Origin of the sequence: Rhizobium sp. R339, from assembly GCF_002211395.1 — a bacterium.
Lineage (GTDB): Bacteria > Pseudomonadota > Alphaproteobacteria > Rhizobiales > Rhizobiaceae > Rhizobium.
The window spans coordinates 99,212-112,777 of record NZ_LOKV01000002.1; the positions used below are offsets into that span (position 1 = coordinate 99,212).

Below are 13,566 nucleotides of genomic sequence, written 5' to 3' on the forward strand. Positions count from 1 at the left end.
TTTGTTTTTGGTCGTTGGTGTCAGTGCCTGAGATCAGCGAGGAAACGCTGAGCGCGGGGATGGCGTGGATTGGTGAAGAAGTCTTCGGGGGCCGCCATTTCGATGATCTGGCCGGCATCGATGAACCAGATCCGGTCGGCGACCTCGCGCGCGAAACCCATCTCGTGGGTGACGCAGAGCATGGTCATGCCCTCGGAGGCGAGACTCTTCATGACGGCGAGCACCTCGCCGACCATTTCGGGATCGAGCGCGCTCGTCGGCTCGTCGAACAGCATCACCGGCGGTTCCATGGCAAGGGCGCGGGCGATCGCCACGCGCTGCTGCTGGCCGCCAGAGAGCTGGCCGGGATAGGCGCGGGCCTTGTCGGCAAGACCGACGCGGTCGAGGAGCTTGAGGGCCTTTTCGTGCGCGACATCGGGCGTAACGCCCTTCACCCGGATCGGCGACATCGAGACGTTCTCGGCGACCGAAAGATGCGGAAACAGGTTGAAGTTCTGGAATACGAAGCCGATCCGGCTGCGCATCGCATTGAGTTCCTTCGCCCGCATGGCGGCGTGAATGTTCTGCCCTTCGAGCGTGATCGATCCGCTGTTGATCTCCTCAAGGCGATTGATCGTGCGGATCAGGGTCGATTTTCCCGAACCGGACGGGCCGCAGATGACGACCACCTCGCCGCGCGCGACCTCAGCATCAATGTCCTTCAAGACCGGATAGTCGCCATAGCTCTTGCAGACTTTCGAGAGCCGGATCGTCTGCGATTCCTGTGCTGAAACGGACATGGTCATAGCTGCTCCGATACGATTTTCGATGGCGCGACCACGGCGGCGGGGACGTTGAGCAGTCCCGCACGCCGCCGCGTGATGCGCCGCTCAAGGCGATTGGCGAAGTAGGTGAGCGTCCAGCAGATGATGAAGTAGACGATCGCCAGGATGAGGAAGACCTGGAAGGGCTGCGTCAGCAGCTGATTGTTAACCTGGCTTGCCGCAAAGGTCAGATCAGGCACGTTGATGACATAGCCGAGCGTCGTGTCCTTGATCGTCGAGACGAAGGTGGAGATGATGCTCGGGATCATGTTGTAGAGCGCCTGCGGCAGGATGATGTAGCGCATCGCGCCCATATAGCTGTGGCCAAGCGCACGCGCCGCATCCATCTGGCCCGGTCCCAGCGCGACGATGCCGGCGCGCACGACCTCGCTCAGGAACGCGCTCTGATAGACCACCAGCGTCGTCAGCATGGTGACGAAACTCGGCACGTCGGCGCCCGTCAGCAGCGGCACCAGGAAATAGCTCCACAGGATGAGCATCAGCAGGGGCACGCCGCGGGTGAAATAAACGAGCGCAGTGACCGGCCAGCGCAAGAGCCGCGATTTGGAAAGCCGCGCCAAGGCGAACAGGATGCTCGCCGGAAAGGCGAGAGCGATGCTGAGCGCGGAAAGGATCAGCGTGTTGGCGAGCCCGCCGAGCGGCCCGTTCGGATATTGGCCGATCAAAAGCAGCAGCCAGTAGTCGTGGATGATGGCGACCATGTCCTGGATCATGCGCGCGCCCTCCAGGCAGGATCCGCGCGCATCGACAGGTAGGCGCCGACGCTCATGATCACGAGCGAGAAGAAGAGGTAGAGGACCGTGCCGATCAGGTAGATCTCGAATGTCCGGAAGCTGAGGTTCTCGATTTCCTTGACGGCATGCGTCAGTTCCGACGCGCCGATGACGACCGCGAGGCTGCTGTTCTTGAACAGGGAGACGCTGTGATTGATAAGCGGCGGCAGCGCGTTGCGCACGCCCTGCGGCATGATGACGAAGCGCATCGCCGAGACGTAACCGTGGCCGAGCGCGCGAGCCGCCTGCATCTGGCCGTCGCTGACCGATCGCACACCCGAACGAAGATCTTCGCTGAAATAGGCCGCCTGGCAGAGGCCAAGGCCAATCACCGCAAAGATCGCCTCGGCATTATGGCTTGCCAGCCATGCCGAGAGGCCGCTCGGCATCAGCGTGAAGATCCCGAAATACCAGAGCATCAGCTGCACCAGCGTCGGGACGTTCCTGTGATAGGAAACGTAAGCGGCGACCAACGGATCGCCGAAGCGGAAGGGCGACAGGCGCACAGCCAGCAGCACGAGCGCCAGTGCCATCGCCAGTGTCCAGGACCCGGCATAGATGATGAAGGTCATCTGGATGCCATGCAGCAGCATGGCGGCATATTCGGGATTGCCCAGGATGGCCGAAAGATCGAAACCGCTCACGGGCCCGGCTCCTCGGATGGATCCGTCTTCGTCGCAGGCTGCGGCTTTGCCGTCTGCAGGCCGCCCATGACCTGCAGCGTCGGCGTGATCTCCATATGTCCGATGTTGACCGCGACGGGAGCCGATATTGCGAAGGCGATCGCATCGGCGATATCGGTCGCCTGCGGCAGTTCGAAGCCGTCGATGAACCTCTCGCGGACGCTGGGGTCGTTGCCATGGACATGGTTGAAAATGTCGGTGGCGACGCGGCCGGGGCAGATTTCCGTGACCCGCACCCGCTTGCCGAAAGCGTCGATGCGCAGCTGGTTGGACAGCATGCTCACGCCGGCCTTGGTGGCGTGATAGGAGGAGTTACCGCCGAAATTATAAGCGCCGGCGATCGACGAGATATTGATGACGTGGCCGCGATCCCGCGCCACCATGCCGGGCACGACCAGGCGGCAGAGGTGCAGGACCGCGCGGAGATTGACGTCGACGAGAAGATCGATATCGCCCTCGTCGGCTTCCAGGAATTTCTTCGGCCGGTCGACGCCGGCATTGTTGACGAGAATGTCGAATTCCACCCGACCCGCGAGCTCGGCCATCGCCTGGCGGTCGGTCACGTCGATGACGTGAGGGATGCAGCCGGTGCGTTCTGCCAGCTGCTGCAGCGCGTCCGCACTGCGGGCTACGGCATGGACCTCAATGTTCTCCCGGCGGAGCCGCTCGACAACGGCTGCGCCGATTCCGGAAGATGCGCCGGTTACCAGTGCGGTCTTGTAGTCGGAGAATGGCATTGTCGTTCCCTTGTTGTTGATTGAGACAGTAGCGAAGCTTTAACCCCTTGCCTAAGACCGATTATCTCTGGAGCAATAAGCAACGGTTATGGAGCAGCCGCGGCCTGCAGAAGCAGAGACAATAGGGCTGCGGAGCATCCTTGTGCGCGGAGCCCGAGACCGCGTCGCGTTGCAAAAGCAATGCGCCTCTGCAAACATGCTGCCATGCAGATTAGAATGGTACCCCGATCCTCATGGACATCAGACGTCTCAAATCCTTCATCGTGATCGTCGACAGCGGCAGCATCACGCGCGCGGCGGATCTTTTGCATATCGCCCAGCCGGCGCTGAGCCAGCAGCTTGCGGCACTGGAGGAGCATTTCGGCCACAAGCTGCTGATCCGCAGCCAGCAGGGCGTCAGCATGACCGATGCGGGACATGCGGTGTATCGCCATGCGCAGATCATCCTGCGGCAGATGGAGCAGGCGCAGGCCGATGCTTCCGCCGCCGGCAACTCGCTTGCGGGGCGCGTTTCCGTCGGCCTGGTGCCCTTCAGCAGCGCCGCGACGCTCTCGGTCGATCTGCTCGCCGAGACCAGGAAACTGCATCCCGGCATCCTGCTGCATCTGACCGAAAGTGTCGGCCAGACCTATAGCCAGATGATCATGAACGGCCGGCTGGAAATGGCGCTTCTGCATGGAACCGGCCCGATCAAGGGTGTGCGGTTCGAGCCGATCCTCAGCGAGGAATTCTTCCTCGTTGCCCATCGCGACTTTGCGATCGAAGCGGATGCGAAGCCGGTTCCGGTCAATGCTCTCGACGGGATGCCGATGCTGTTGCCGCCGGCCTATAATTTCGTCCGCCGCGCAGTCGATACCGCCTTCACGCGCACGCGCACCAATCTGAAAGTCGTGGCGGAAGTCGAAATCGTCCGTACGCTCGCCCGCGCTGTCGCGAGCGGTCTCGGCGCGACGATCATGCCGCGGGCCATAGCCGATCGCATCGTCTCGGAATCGGGCGAGCCGCTGATCTGCCGGCTCGTCTCGCCCAGGATAGAGGAAACGCTTTCGCTTTGCGTTTCCGACCAGAATCCTTTGTCGGAACCGGCCCTCGCCGTCCGCGACATCCTTCTGGAACTGACGGCCCGGCTAAAAGGTTAAAAGCGGTCAGCGCATCTCCTTGCAGAACTGGGCGATGCGCGCGCAGCCTTCGCCGAGCTTTTCCATGCTGGTGGCGTATGAAATGCGGAAGAAGGGGCTCATTCCGTAAGCCGCGCCTTGCACGGTCGCGACATGATGCTCCTCCACCAGCGCCATGACGAAGTCGACATCCGTCTCGATCTTTCGCCCGCCCTTGCTGGTCTTGCCGATCAGACCCGAGATGTTGGGATAGATATAGAAGGCGCCTTCTGGTCTATGGCAACGCAGGCCTTCCACCTCCGACAATCTGCCGAGGACGAAGTCGCGTCTTTTCTTGTAGATTGCGGCGCGCTCCTTCAGGAGGTCCTGAGGCCCGTCGAGCGCTGCGGTCGCCGCGGCCTGCGTCAGCGTCGCGATGCCGCCGCCATTCTGGCCGTTGACGTTGCTGACGGCCGAGATCAGATCCTTCGGGCCGGCGCAGAAGCCGAGCCGCCAGCCCGTCATCGCGTAAGCCTTAGAGACACCGTTCATCGTCAGGACGCGGTCGTAGAGCCTCGGCTCGACTTCCGCCATCGTGCAGAACTGGAAGTCGTCGTAGACGAGGTGCTCGTAGATGTCGTCAGTCATGATCCAGACATGGGGATGGCGCAGCATGACCTCGGCAATGGCTGCCATCTCCGCCCGGGAGCAGGCAGCACCGGTCGGATTGTTCGGGAAATTCAGGAAGAGCCATTTGGTGCGCGGCGTGATCGCCGCTTCCAGATCCTCAGGACGCAGCTTGAAGCCGGTCTCTTCGTGGCAGGGGACAGCGACCGGCACGCCGCCGGCGAATTTGACGATGTCGGCATAGCTGACCCAGGAGGGGGTGGGGATGACCACTTCGTCACCCGGATTGCAGGTCGCCAGCATGGCGTTGAAGATCACCTGCTTGCCGCCGCCTGAGACGACGATCTGGCTGGCATCGTAGTCGAGATTGTTGTCGCGCTTGAACTTCCGGATGATGGCGGCCTTCAGCGCCGGCGTGCCGTCCATCGGCGGATATTTCGTATCGCCTGCAAGGGCAGCCGCATGGGCCGCCTCGATCGCGTGCGCTGGCGTCGGGAAATCCGGTTCGCCGGAGGAGAGGCTGACGACCTTGATGCCTTTCGCGGCCAATTCCCGGGCGCGCTGGGTCATGGCGGCGGATGCGGATATGGAAACATTTTTCAGGCGGTCAGCGATGAGGGACATCGACATGGTCCTTCGATAAGGGATTGAAACGAAAGATCGCCTGCAGGCGATCGGGATTGCATTCATTCTGCGAGTTCGGCGGCGGGAGCGAGCGTGGCGCCGGTAGCTTCGATCTCGCCGCGCACGATGCCGGCAAGCTCGAGGGCGCCCGGCGTGTCGCTATGGACGAGAATGGAGCGCGCCGGCATGGCGATCACGGCGCCGTCGATGGTCTCGACGCTGCCGTCGAGGAGGAATTTTCGCACCCGCGCGCGCACCGCGGCTTCGTCCTTGATGACGGCGCCCGGCAGCCCGCGCGCGACGAGCTTGCCGTCGGCGTCATAGGCCCGGTCCGCAAGGAAAAGCGCCAGCGTCTTCAGACGCGCGCGCTTCGCGGCCTGCTCAATCTCGCTGCCCGAGGTGACGAAGACGACGAGATTGGCGTCAACGGTCGCGATCGCATCCATCATCAGGTCGGCGAGAACAGGATCGCGGTTGACCATATTGCCCATGGCGGCATGGAAGCTGATATGGGAGACGGCGACCCGCTCGGCTCTGGCAATCGCCATCAAGGCGCCAAGCTGGTAGAGCATCTGCTGGCGAAGCTCGTCCGCCGAAAATGGCATTTCGCGCCGGCCGAAGCCCAGTCGGTCGGGCAGGCCGGGATGCGCGCCGATGCCGACGCCATTCTGTTTTGCCAGCCGCACCATGCGCCCCATCGTATCGGGGTCGCCGCCGTGAAAGCCGCAGGCGATGTTGGCCGAGGAGACGATCTTCATCATCGCCTCGTCGTCGCAGAGCCGGTAGGGGCCAAATCCTTCGCCCATGTCGGAATTCAGATCGATTTTCATGAGTTCCTCCTTCTGTCGGCCTCGGGCTCTTTCTCGCATGCCCACATCAGGCCATCGCCTTCAGCGCGCGTTTGACTATTTGCGACGTCTGCCTGACATCCTCGACATAACGGCCGACAGCCTGTTCGACCGCGCGCGCTTCCGCATGCGTCGAGCGGACGAATTTCAGGCGGGCGCCGATGCGGGCCTGGCCGAGCCGCCAGAGATCACATTCGATCACGCCGGCGATCTTCGGATATCCGCCGGCGGTATTCGCATCGCTCATCTGCACGATGGGTTCGCCGCCGGGCGGCACCTGAATCACCCCGGGCACGACGCCGTGGGAGCGCATCTCGATCGATGCGGTCGGCGTGATCGGCTCGCCGGACAGGCGGTAGCCGGTCCGGTCGCTGCGCGAGGAAATCCGCCAGGTCTGGCTCCAGAAGGCTTCGCCGTCTGCCGCGAAAAGATCGTGCTCGCCGGCCGGCAGCGCGCGGATCGGCAGCACGCCGTCGACGGGAGCCGGGAAGACCTCGCGCAGTGCCACGGCCGGCTCGATAACGGCAAGGCCCGTGGCCGGCAGCATGGCAATCTCCAGATCCTCGCCGACGGTGAGCCGGTCGTCCTTCGCCAGCGGCCGGCCGGAATTGCCGCCGAAGCCGCCGCGCAGCGACGTGCTGCGCGAGCCCATGACGACAGGGATATCCAGCCCGCCGCCGAACGAGACATAGGAGCGCGCCAGCCGCGGCGGCTGCTTCAATTCGAGAACCTGTCCGGCTTCGGCGACATGGGCGCACCAGGGCAGTAATTCCGATCCGTCGAGACGAGGATTGCCGTCGGCGCCGGTCACGGCAAAGACGGTGCGCCGCTCGAAACACAGGCGGAACGGGAAGGTCTGCACCTCGATCACGGCCGCATTCTCGTCATTGCCGACGAGAATATTGCCGATCCGGACCGCGAGCGGATCCATCGCGCCGCTCGCCGATACGCCGATGTCGCGATAACCGGGCCGCCCCAGATCCTGTACCGTGTTGAAAGGGCCACTTTCCAGGATCTCGATCATAGTTCGATCCTTGCCGGCAAGAACCGCACCGTATCTCCCGGCGCCATCATGGCAGGGTTCGGCGAGGCGGGGTCGAACATCTCAAGCGTGGCAAAACCGATGGAATTCCAGCCGTTGGGACCGGTCAGCATGGCGACGCCGGTCTGCATGCCGCCGATGGTCACGCAGCCCTTGGCCATCTTCAGCGAGGGCACGGTCTTTCGCGGCATATAGATGCGCGGGTCGAGGCCGTGCAGATAGCCGAAACCGGGCGCGCTGCCCAAGGCGAAAACACGGTAGGTTGCCTCGTGATGGATGCGCACGACCTCGCGATCGGTGAGGCCCGAGAGATCGCAAAGGGCGGGAAGATCTGTTGCATGTTCGCCGCCGTAGTGGACGGGAATTTCGATGGTCTTGCCTTCGAGATCGATGCTCTGCGCATTCTCCCATGCCTCAAGCAGGCGGGCGACCGCCGCATCGGGATCCTCCGGCGTCTCCTTGAAGATCACCAGCAGGTTGGTCATCCCGGGAATATCCTCGGCAAGCTCCGCCCATCCCTTGACGGTCCGGGACAGGGCCCAGATCCGCCGCTGCGCGGCAAGATCGAAATCGCCTGGCGCTTCGAGCAGGAAGGCCTTGGCACCGATTGCGGAAACCCGCGCCCGGGCTTGGGTGGCTGGAACGATCTCGCGTTGCGCATGCCTGTTCGTCGTGACGATCATGATGAGAACTCGATTTCGAACAGAGGATCACCGAAGCCGATCAGCGCGCCTGGCTCGGCAAGCAGCTTGGTCAAAACACCGGAGCGGCCGGCGCGAAGGGGAAGCAGCACATGGCCTATCCTGATGAAGCCGAGGATATCGGCATCGGATACGGAGCGCGGCAGAGTGTGAGCCGCGGCGGAGGCTGCGGGATGTTCGACGCAGAAATGTCCTGCTATCGGCGCCTTGACGACGACAGGTGCGGAGCCTGGAGCGCGCGGCGTTGCGTCCGTCGCGCTGATCCGGGCGCCGCCCTCCCCTGAGATGAGGATGCGCAGCTGTCCGTCTGGGTGGGAGATTTCCAGCCCGTCCACGCCAGCGGCCGTCAGCGCCTCGGTCAGGGATGCGATGGTGGTGGGATCGCTGAAGTCGATCGCGCTCATGCCGCCGCCCTCCGCAGTTTCAGCCATTGCTCGAGATAATGGATATCCGTCTCGCCGCGCGCGAAAGCGTGGTCCTCGAACAGGGCCTTGAGGAAGGGAAGATTGGTGGCGATCCCCTCGATCTCCGTGCCGGCAAGCGCTTCGCACATCCTGGCCATGGCTTTCGCCCGCGTCGGCGCATGCACGATCAGCTTGGCGATCAGCGAGTCGTAATAGGGCGGAACCTTATAGCCGGCATGGATATGCGTATCGACGCGGATGCCCGGCCCCTGGGGCAAGGCCAGATGGCTGATGACACCCGCCGACGGCAGGAAGGTTTCGGGATCTTCGGCATTGATGCGGCATTCGAAGGAATGGCCCTCGCACGCCACATCGTCCTGGGCGAGATCCAGAATCTCCCCCTGGGCCGCCTTGATCTGCGCCTGGACGATATCGAGCCCGCTCGTCATCTCGGTGACGGGATGCTCGACCTGGAGCCGCGTGTTCATTTCGATGAAATAGAAAGCGCCGTTTTCATAGAGGAATTCGAAGGTTCCGACGCCCCGGTAGCCGACCTGGCGGCAGGCCTCGACGCATGCCATGCCGACCGGCTGGATGACATCGGGCGCGATTCCCGGCGCCGGTGCTTCCTCCACCACCTTTTGATGGCGGCGCTGCATGGAGCAGTCCCGATGCCCCAGCCACACGGCATTGCCGTGATCGTCGCAAAGAACCTGTATCTCGATGTGGCGGGGATGCTCCAGGAATTTCTCCATGTAGAGCGAGGGCGAGCCGAAGGCCTTGCGCGCCTCTTCCCGCGTCAGCGCGATAGCTTCCTGCAGCTGGCCGGCTTCCGGCACGACGCGCATGCCGCGCCCGCCGCCGCCACCAGACGCCTTGACGATGACCGGATAGCCGATTTCCAGCGCAATGCGCTCGACCAACGCCGGATCGTCAGGCAGCGCGGTATCGGGACCGGGGACGCAGGGGACGCCGGCCGCCATCATCGCCCGCTTGGCCGCGATCTTGTCGCCCATGGTCGCGATCGACGAAGACGTGGGGCCGATGAAGACCAGCCCGGCCTTTTCGACCGCGTCTGCGAATGCGGCGTTCTCCGACAGAAAGCCGTAACCGGGATGGATGGCGCCCGCGCCGGTGAGGCGCGCCGCGAGAAGGATCGCATCCTGATTGAGATAGCTCTTGCCCGCAGCCGACGGGCCGATGCAGAGAAAACCGTCTGCGGTCCTGATATAAGGCGCCTGCCTGTCCGCCTCGGAGCAGATGGCGACCGTCTTCAGGCCGAGGTCGCGGCAGGCGCGCTCTATCCGGGCGGCGATCTCGCCGCGATTGGCGATCAGCACGGTATCGAACCGGCGTCCGGCAGCGGCGGCTTGTTTAGAGATTTCCGGCATCAGGCAATCTCCGCCAGTAACTCGCCGGTCTCGATCTCGCCGCCGTCGATTTCGATCAGGCGCGTGATGCGTCCGGCCCGCGGCGCGGCGATCTTGTTGAAGACCTTCATCGCCTCGATGATGAAGAGCGTCTGCCCCTCCTCCACCTCGTCGCCGATCGCGACGAATGGCGGCTCCCCGGGCGCCGGCGCCCGGTGCAGAACGCCGAAAACCGGTGCCTTTACCGCATGGGAGGTGTGCGCGAGGCTCGAAGGCGCATCGGGAACAAGGCTGTCCGTCGATCCTGCTTCTTGGGGGAGCGCGGCCACGGCCTCCTGCCCCGGAGACGTTCTGAAAATCCGAACCGTCACGTCCTTTTCCGTCACGGTCAGCTCGGTAATGTTCGATCGGCCGACAAAGTCGATCAGCGTCTTGATCTTCGAGAGGTCCATGTGCGTGCTCGGAATTTCAAAATTCCACCGCGCAGACCTGAGGTTTCAAATCGCCCGGCGTTATGATTTTCGTAGCACGATGCGTCGGCTGATGGGGTCAGACGAACTTTTGATGGACGGGTGGAGGTCACGGCGCGAAGAAGAAATGGGCGTGCTGAAAACGCCCGAAGGCATCCGGTCCTTCATTCGTCTGAGCGCGGTCGGCGGCTTCAATGGCCACGCCACGAATGCCGTCGCTTATGCCGATCGGATGTCGTATGCCGCGCGGCCAATCCGGAATTCACCGCGCGGCTTTGAGGATGTAACGGGTCTCGGGCTTACCGCCACTTGCCCGCATCGGCGCTATCCTGGCAGCCATAGGGCGGCAGGGCGCCGGCAAATGTCGCATGAAGGGTGGCGCATCCCCATGCGTTGATCGGGCCGGGCATCCGGCTGTTCAACTCGATGCCGACTTCATCATACGGGCTTTCCACATTGGTGACATAGCGGTACCAGCGGAAGCCGATGATCACGGCGAATGCAATGACGACGGTCAGCAGCAATTGAATGGCCCGGCGCAATATATTCTCCTTCAAAATCAATAGTATTAGGCCCGGTCCCGTATCTTCTCTGGACCGGATCCCGCCTTCCTATTGAGTTGCGCCGTCCTGCACAAGACGACCGCGCGCCGGCGGTCGTCCTCGGATAACGTTATGCCACGGAAATTTCCAGCGCCTGCCCGCTTCGCACCTCTTTCTCGACGCCGATCGCCATTCCGGCCCGCCGGCCCTCGTAAAATGCATAGGGAGCCTGTCTTGGCGCTACGCCGTCGCCGATCTCGACAAAGGGAATGCCGAGTTCCACCAGTTCCAGGGCGAGCCAGTTGGCGGCGGCATTGGTCGTGGAGAAGACGAGGCTGTCGGCGTCGATCGTCTCGCGCTTTCCCGTCAGGTGGGAGACGAGGATCGCGGATGTTCCCTGCCAGCTTTCTATGCTGGCCTCCGTCCGGAATTCGACACCGAGCATGCTGAGGGTGCGCCGCAGCGGAACGTCGGCGGAGGTGCGCTGGAGTTCCTTTCCGACGAGCGCATCCGGCGTCACCAGAACGACCTCGTGTCCCTGCTCGGCGAGTTTCCAGGCCGTGCCGCAGCCCTTCCAGCCGCCGGTTTCGTCCAAGAGGATGACGCGTTTGCCGAGCCTTGCCTGACGCGCCATGACACTTTCGGCGGAAAAGACGTTTCCGCGCTCGATCCCGGCGAGCGCCGGTCGATCGGGCATGGCCTTCTGGAAGCCGGAATCCTGCGGCAGCGATCCGGTCGCCAGGATCACCATGTCGGCCCCGATGGCAGCGACGTCGCTTCCCTCGATATAGGTATTGAAGCGGACCTCGACGCCGAGTTTTTCGAAGCGGATCTCGTACCAGCGAATGAGGTCCAGTATCTGCGCTCGCCGCGGCTGCTCGCCGGCAAGGCGGAAAGCGCCGCCAAGCCGGTCCGAGGCTTCCGCCAGCACGACGCGATGGCCTCTTTCGGCTGCCACGCGAGCCGCTTCCAAGCCGGCCGGCCCTCCCCCGACCACCAGGACGAATTGCGGATTTTCGACGGGCTCGAACCGGTCGCCTCCCCATTCCGCTTCGCGCCCGACCGAAGGATTGATCAGACAGCTGATCCAATAGTCGCGCGACCGGCGGCCCCAGCACATCTGGTTGCAGGAAAGACAGCCCCTGATATCCTCGGGCGTTCCCAGACGCGCCTTGTTGGCGAGATGCGGGTCGGCGATCTGGCCGCGGACAATGGAAACCAGGTCCGCCGCCCCCTCCCCGAGCGTGATTTCGGCGTTTTCGGGTGTCCGGATATGGCTTTCCGCCGTGACCAGCGCATGCGTCACGACCTTCTTCAGGCGTGCCGACAGCTCGGCACCCAGCCGCTCCGGATAGAGAAAGGTCGGCATCAGGCTGCCATAGTCGAAATATCCGCCCGAGCCGCAGGTTACGTAGTCGATCAGTCTCTCGCCATCGAGGCCGGCGACGATCTCCGTCAACTGGTCGCGGTTCAAGGCGGTCGGACAGCCGGGCTCGTCGCTGACGGTCAGCCCGATGATGAAGCCGGGGCCGCAGGCATGCCGGATGCGGCTGAGGACTTCCCTAGAGAACCTCGTCCGGTTCTCGAGACTCCCGCCCCAGCGATCGTCGCGGCGATTGTAGAAGGGCGTCCAGAACTGGTCGAGCAGACCGCCATAGGCAGCCCAGACCTCCACGCCGTCAAAACCGGCCGCCTGGCAGCGCAACGCCGCCTTGACGAAGGCTTCGATCGTTTCCTCGATCTCGTCCTCCGTCATCGCATGCGAGCCGTCGCTATCGTGGTAGCTCGGCCCTCCCGAAGGCGACCAGTGCGCATGAAACGAAAGGTCGGAATCTCCATGGCTTCCGACATGGTAGAGTTGCTGGAGGACGACTGCCCCATGCTGCTTCACGCTGTCGGTCAGCCGCCGGAAGGCGGGAATGACGGAGTCATCAGATGTCCGAAAATTACCGCGCGTCAGCACGGTGGCCGGGTGCACGGGCATCGGTTCGACGACGATCATGGCTGCACCGCCGATCGCCCGCTCGACATAATAGGCGATCGTCTGATCACCGGGCAGTCCATTGACGGACATATTTGCCGTGTGGGCGCCGAATACGATCCTGTTGCGCAGCGTATGGCCCGCCAGCGTGATTGGGGCGAAGGTCTTCGGAAAGGAGCTTGTCATGTCGAATCCTGTGGGGGTTCACGGCTTGCCTGTCGTGCGAATGCGCAGGCCTATGAGGCCCGCGCACCGGGAATTCAGAGGGCGGCCGTAATTTTCTTCGCCACGTCGGCACTCAGCCACGATTTCCAGATCTCGGGATGCTCCTTGAAGAAGTGCAATGCGCCATCTTCGCCGCCCGCCTGGGTATCGGTCATCCAGGCCATGACCGAACTGACGGTCTGATTGTTCCATGACCTCTTGCTGAGGTAATCGACCACCCCGGTGTTGCCGCTTTCCGCGAGCCGCTGCGAGACGAGCGTCACGACGTGGTCCTTCGGCCACTCGTTCTTCCTGGGATCGGTACAATCGGAGACGGTGTTGCAGCGCTTCCACTCCGCCATGTCGTGCGGGACGCCGGCGTCCAGGCGAACCATCGAATATTTCCCAAGCAGCGCGGTCGGCGACCAATAATAGCCCATCCATCCCTCCTTGCGCTCATAGGCTCGCGCCATGGCTCCATCGGCTGGGCGGGCGGAACGCCGGTTTCCTCACTTCGGCGCTTCGCCTCCCCATGCACACCGATCGTATTTGTCTTGGCCGCCGCGGTATTGTACGTTTAGGACAAATTCGATGGCCCGGAGGACCTTCGTTTGCAGCGCGACTACTCTCAATCGGGGC

The 13,566-nt window shown here is 63.2% G+C and carries 14 protein-coding genes and 1 pseudogene; 1 reads left to right on the plus strand and 14 read right to left on the minus strand.

Features of this window, described 5'->3' with window-relative positions; genetic code table 11:
• Nucleotides 1–20 precede the first annotated feature (20 nt).
• The 4 genes from ATY76_RS06005 to ATY76_RS06020 are packed head-to-tail and all read right to left on the minus strand — an operon-like array spanning nt 21 to nt 3,017.
• Entirely contained in the window at nt 21–785 is a 765-nt protein-coding gene (locus ATY76_RS06005) for an amino acid ABC transporter ATP-binding protein (RefSeq protein WP_088673866.1), read from the minus strand.
• Entirely contained in the window at nt 782–1,537 is a 756-nt protein-coding gene (locus ATY76_RS06010) for an amino acid ABC transporter permease (RefSeq protein ID WP_088673867.1), read from the minus strand. Before ATY76_RS06010 ends, ATY76_RS06005 begins: the two co-directional genes overlap by 4 nt.
• Nucleotides 1,534–2,241 carry an amino acid ABC transporter permease gene (locus tag ATY76_RS06015; RefSeq protein ID WP_088673868.1) on the minus strand — a complete coding sequence of 236 codons (708 nt, stop codon included), beginning with the start codon at nt 2,239–2,241 and terminating at the stop codon, nt 1,534–1,536. Before ATY76_RS06015 ends, ATY76_RS06010 begins: the two co-directional genes overlap by 4 nt.
• Nucleotides 2,238–3,017, minus strand: coding sequence for an SDR family oxidoreductase (locus ATY76_RS06020; RefSeq protein WP_088673869.1), 780 nt, complete (start codon nt 3,015–3,017; stop codon nt 2,238–2,240). The genes ATY76_RS06015 and ATY76_RS06020 overlap by 4 nt, the downstream gene beginning before the upstream one ends.
• A 233-nt stretch (nt 3,018–3,250) precedes the next feature.
• Here ATY76_RS06020 and nac point away from each other — a divergent pair, with 233 nt between their 5' ends.
• Nucleotides 3,251–4,156 carry a nitrogen assimilation transcriptional regulator NAC gene (nac, locus tag ATY76_RS06025; protein ID WP_088673870.1) on the plus strand — a complete coding sequence of 302 codons (906 nt, stop codon included), beginning with the start codon at nt 3,251–3,253 and terminating at the stop codon, nt 4,154–4,156.
• Nucleotides 4,157–4,162: 6 nt separating this feature from the next.
• On the opposite strand, the gene ATY76_RS06030 is transcribed toward nac, so the two are convergent.
• The 10 genes and pseudogenes from ATY76_RS06030 to ATY76_RS06075 form a co-directional block, all read right to left on the minus strand.
• The gene (locus ATY76_RS06030; RefSeq protein ID WP_088673996.1) at nt 4,163–5,365 is read right to left on the minus strand and encodes a pyridoxal phosphate-dependent aminotransferase; all 1,203 of its coding nucleotides are present in this window, start codon (nt 5,363–5,365) and stop codon (nt 4,163–4,165) included.
• Nucleotides 5,366–5,427: 62 nt separating this feature from the next.
• Nucleotides 5,428–6,195 (minus strand): 5-oxoprolinase subunit PxpA, encoded by a 768-nt coding sequence (locus ATY76_RS06035; protein WP_088673871.1) that lies wholly within the window; start codon nt 6,193–6,195, stop codon nt 5,428–5,430.
• 46 nt (nt 6,196–6,241) lie between these two features.
• A complete protein-coding gene (locus ATY76_RS06040; protein ID WP_088673872.1) occupies nt 6,242–7,237 on the minus strand; it encodes a biotin-dependent carboxyltransferase family protein in 996 nt (331 codons plus the stop codon).
• Entirely contained in the window at nt 7,234–7,938 is a 705-nt protein-coding gene (gene pxpB / locus ATY76_RS06045; protein WP_088673873.1) for a 5-oxoprolinase subunit PxpB, read from the minus strand. Before pxpB ends, ATY76_RS06040 begins: the two co-directional genes overlap by 4 nt.
• Complete coding sequence (locus ATY76_RS06050; protein WP_088673874.1) at nt 7,935–8,360, minus strand: acetyl-CoA carboxylase; 426 nt, start codon at nt 8,358–8,360, stop codon at nt 7,935–7,937. Before ATY76_RS06050 ends, pxpB begins: the two co-directional genes overlap by 4 nt.
• The gene (gene accC / locus ATY76_RS06055) at nt 8,357–9,751 is read right to left on the minus strand and encodes an acetyl-CoA carboxylase biotin carboxylase subunit (RefSeq protein WP_088673875.1); all 1,395 of its coding nucleotides are present in this window, start codon (nt 9,749–9,751) and stop codon (nt 8,357–8,359) included. Before accC ends, ATY76_RS06050 begins: the two co-directional genes overlap by 4 nt.
• Nucleotides 9,751–10,182 carry an acetyl-CoA carboxylase biotin carboxyl carrier protein subunit gene (locus tag ATY76_RS06060; RefSeq protein ID WP_088673876.1) on the minus strand — a complete coding sequence of 144 codons (432 nt, stop codon included), beginning with the start codon at nt 10,180–10,182 and terminating at the stop codon, nt 9,751–9,753. Before ATY76_RS06060 ends, accC begins: the two co-directional genes overlap by 1 nt.
• A 317-nt stretch (nt 10,183–10,499) precedes the next feature.
• Nucleotides 10,500–10,742 (minus strand): hypothetical protein, encoded by a 243-nt coding sequence (locus ATY76_RS06065; RefSeq protein WP_088673877.1) that lies wholly within the window; start codon nt 10,740–10,742, stop codon nt 10,500–10,502.
• Nucleotides 10,743–10,872: 130 nt separating this feature from the next.
• Nucleotides 10,873–12,909 carry an FAD-dependent oxidoreductase gene (locus ATY76_RS06070; RefSeq protein WP_141104991.1) on the minus strand — a complete coding sequence of 679 codons (2,037 nt, stop codon included), beginning with the start codon at nt 12,907–12,909 and terminating at the stop codon, nt 10,873–10,875.
• A 74-nt stretch (nt 12,910–12,983) separates the two neighbouring features.
• Nucleotides 12,984–13,412: pseudogene (locus ATY76_RS06075) on the minus strand (glycine betaine ABC transporter substrate-binding protein); the annotation flags it as partial.
• Nucleotides 13,413–13,566: the final 154 nt, after the last annotated feature.

Excerpts from the sequence above, each read along its gene's own strand:
- ATY76_RS06005 (WP_088673866.1), bottom strand. The coding sequence starts at position 785 with ATGACCATGTCCGTTTCAGCACAGGAATCGCAGACGATCCGGCTCTCG.
- ATY76_RS06010 (WP_088673867.1), bottom strand. The coding sequence starts at position 1,537 with ATGATCCAGGACATGGTCGCCATCATCCACGACTACTGGCTGCTGCTT.
- ATY76_RS06020 (WP_088673869.1), bottom strand. The coding sequence starts at position 3,017 with ATGCCATTCTCCGACTACAAGACCGCACTGGTAACCGGCGCATCTTCC.
- nac (WP_088673870.1), top strand. The coding sequence starts at position 3,251 with ATGGACATCAGACGTCTCAAATCCTTCATCGTGATCGTCGACAGCGGC.
- ATY76_RS06030 (WP_088673996.1), bottom strand. The coding sequence starts at position 5,365 with ATGTCCCTCATCGCTGACCGCCTGAAAAATGTTTCCATATCCGCATCC.
- ATY76_RS06035 (WP_088673871.1), bottom strand. The coding sequence starts at position 6,195 with ATGAAAATCGATCTGAATTCCGACATGGGCGAAGGATTTGGCCCCTAC.
- ATY76_RS06040 (WP_088673872.1), bottom strand. The coding sequence starts at position 7,237 with ATGATCGAGATCCTGGAAAGTGGCCCTTTCAACACGGTACAGGATCTG.
- pxpB (WP_088673873.1), bottom strand. The coding sequence starts at position 7,938 with ATGATCGTCACGACGAACAGGCATGCGCAACGCGAGATCGTTCCAGCC.
- ATY76_RS06050 (WP_088673874.1), bottom strand. The coding sequence starts at position 8,360 with ATGAGCGCGATCGACTTCAGCGATCCCACCACCATCGCATCCCTGACC.
- accC (WP_088673875.1), bottom strand. The coding sequence starts at position 9,751 with ATGCCGGAAATCTCTAAACAAGCCGCCGCTGCCGGACGCCGGTTCGAT.
- ATY76_RS06060 (WP_088673876.1), bottom strand. The coding sequence starts at position 10,182 with ATGGACCTCTCGAAGATCAAGACGCTGATCGACTTTGTCGGCCGATCG.
- ATY76_RS06070 (WP_141104991.1), bottom strand. The coding sequence starts at position 12,909 with ATGACAAGCTCCTTTCCGAAGACCTTCGCCCCAATCACGCTGGCGGGC.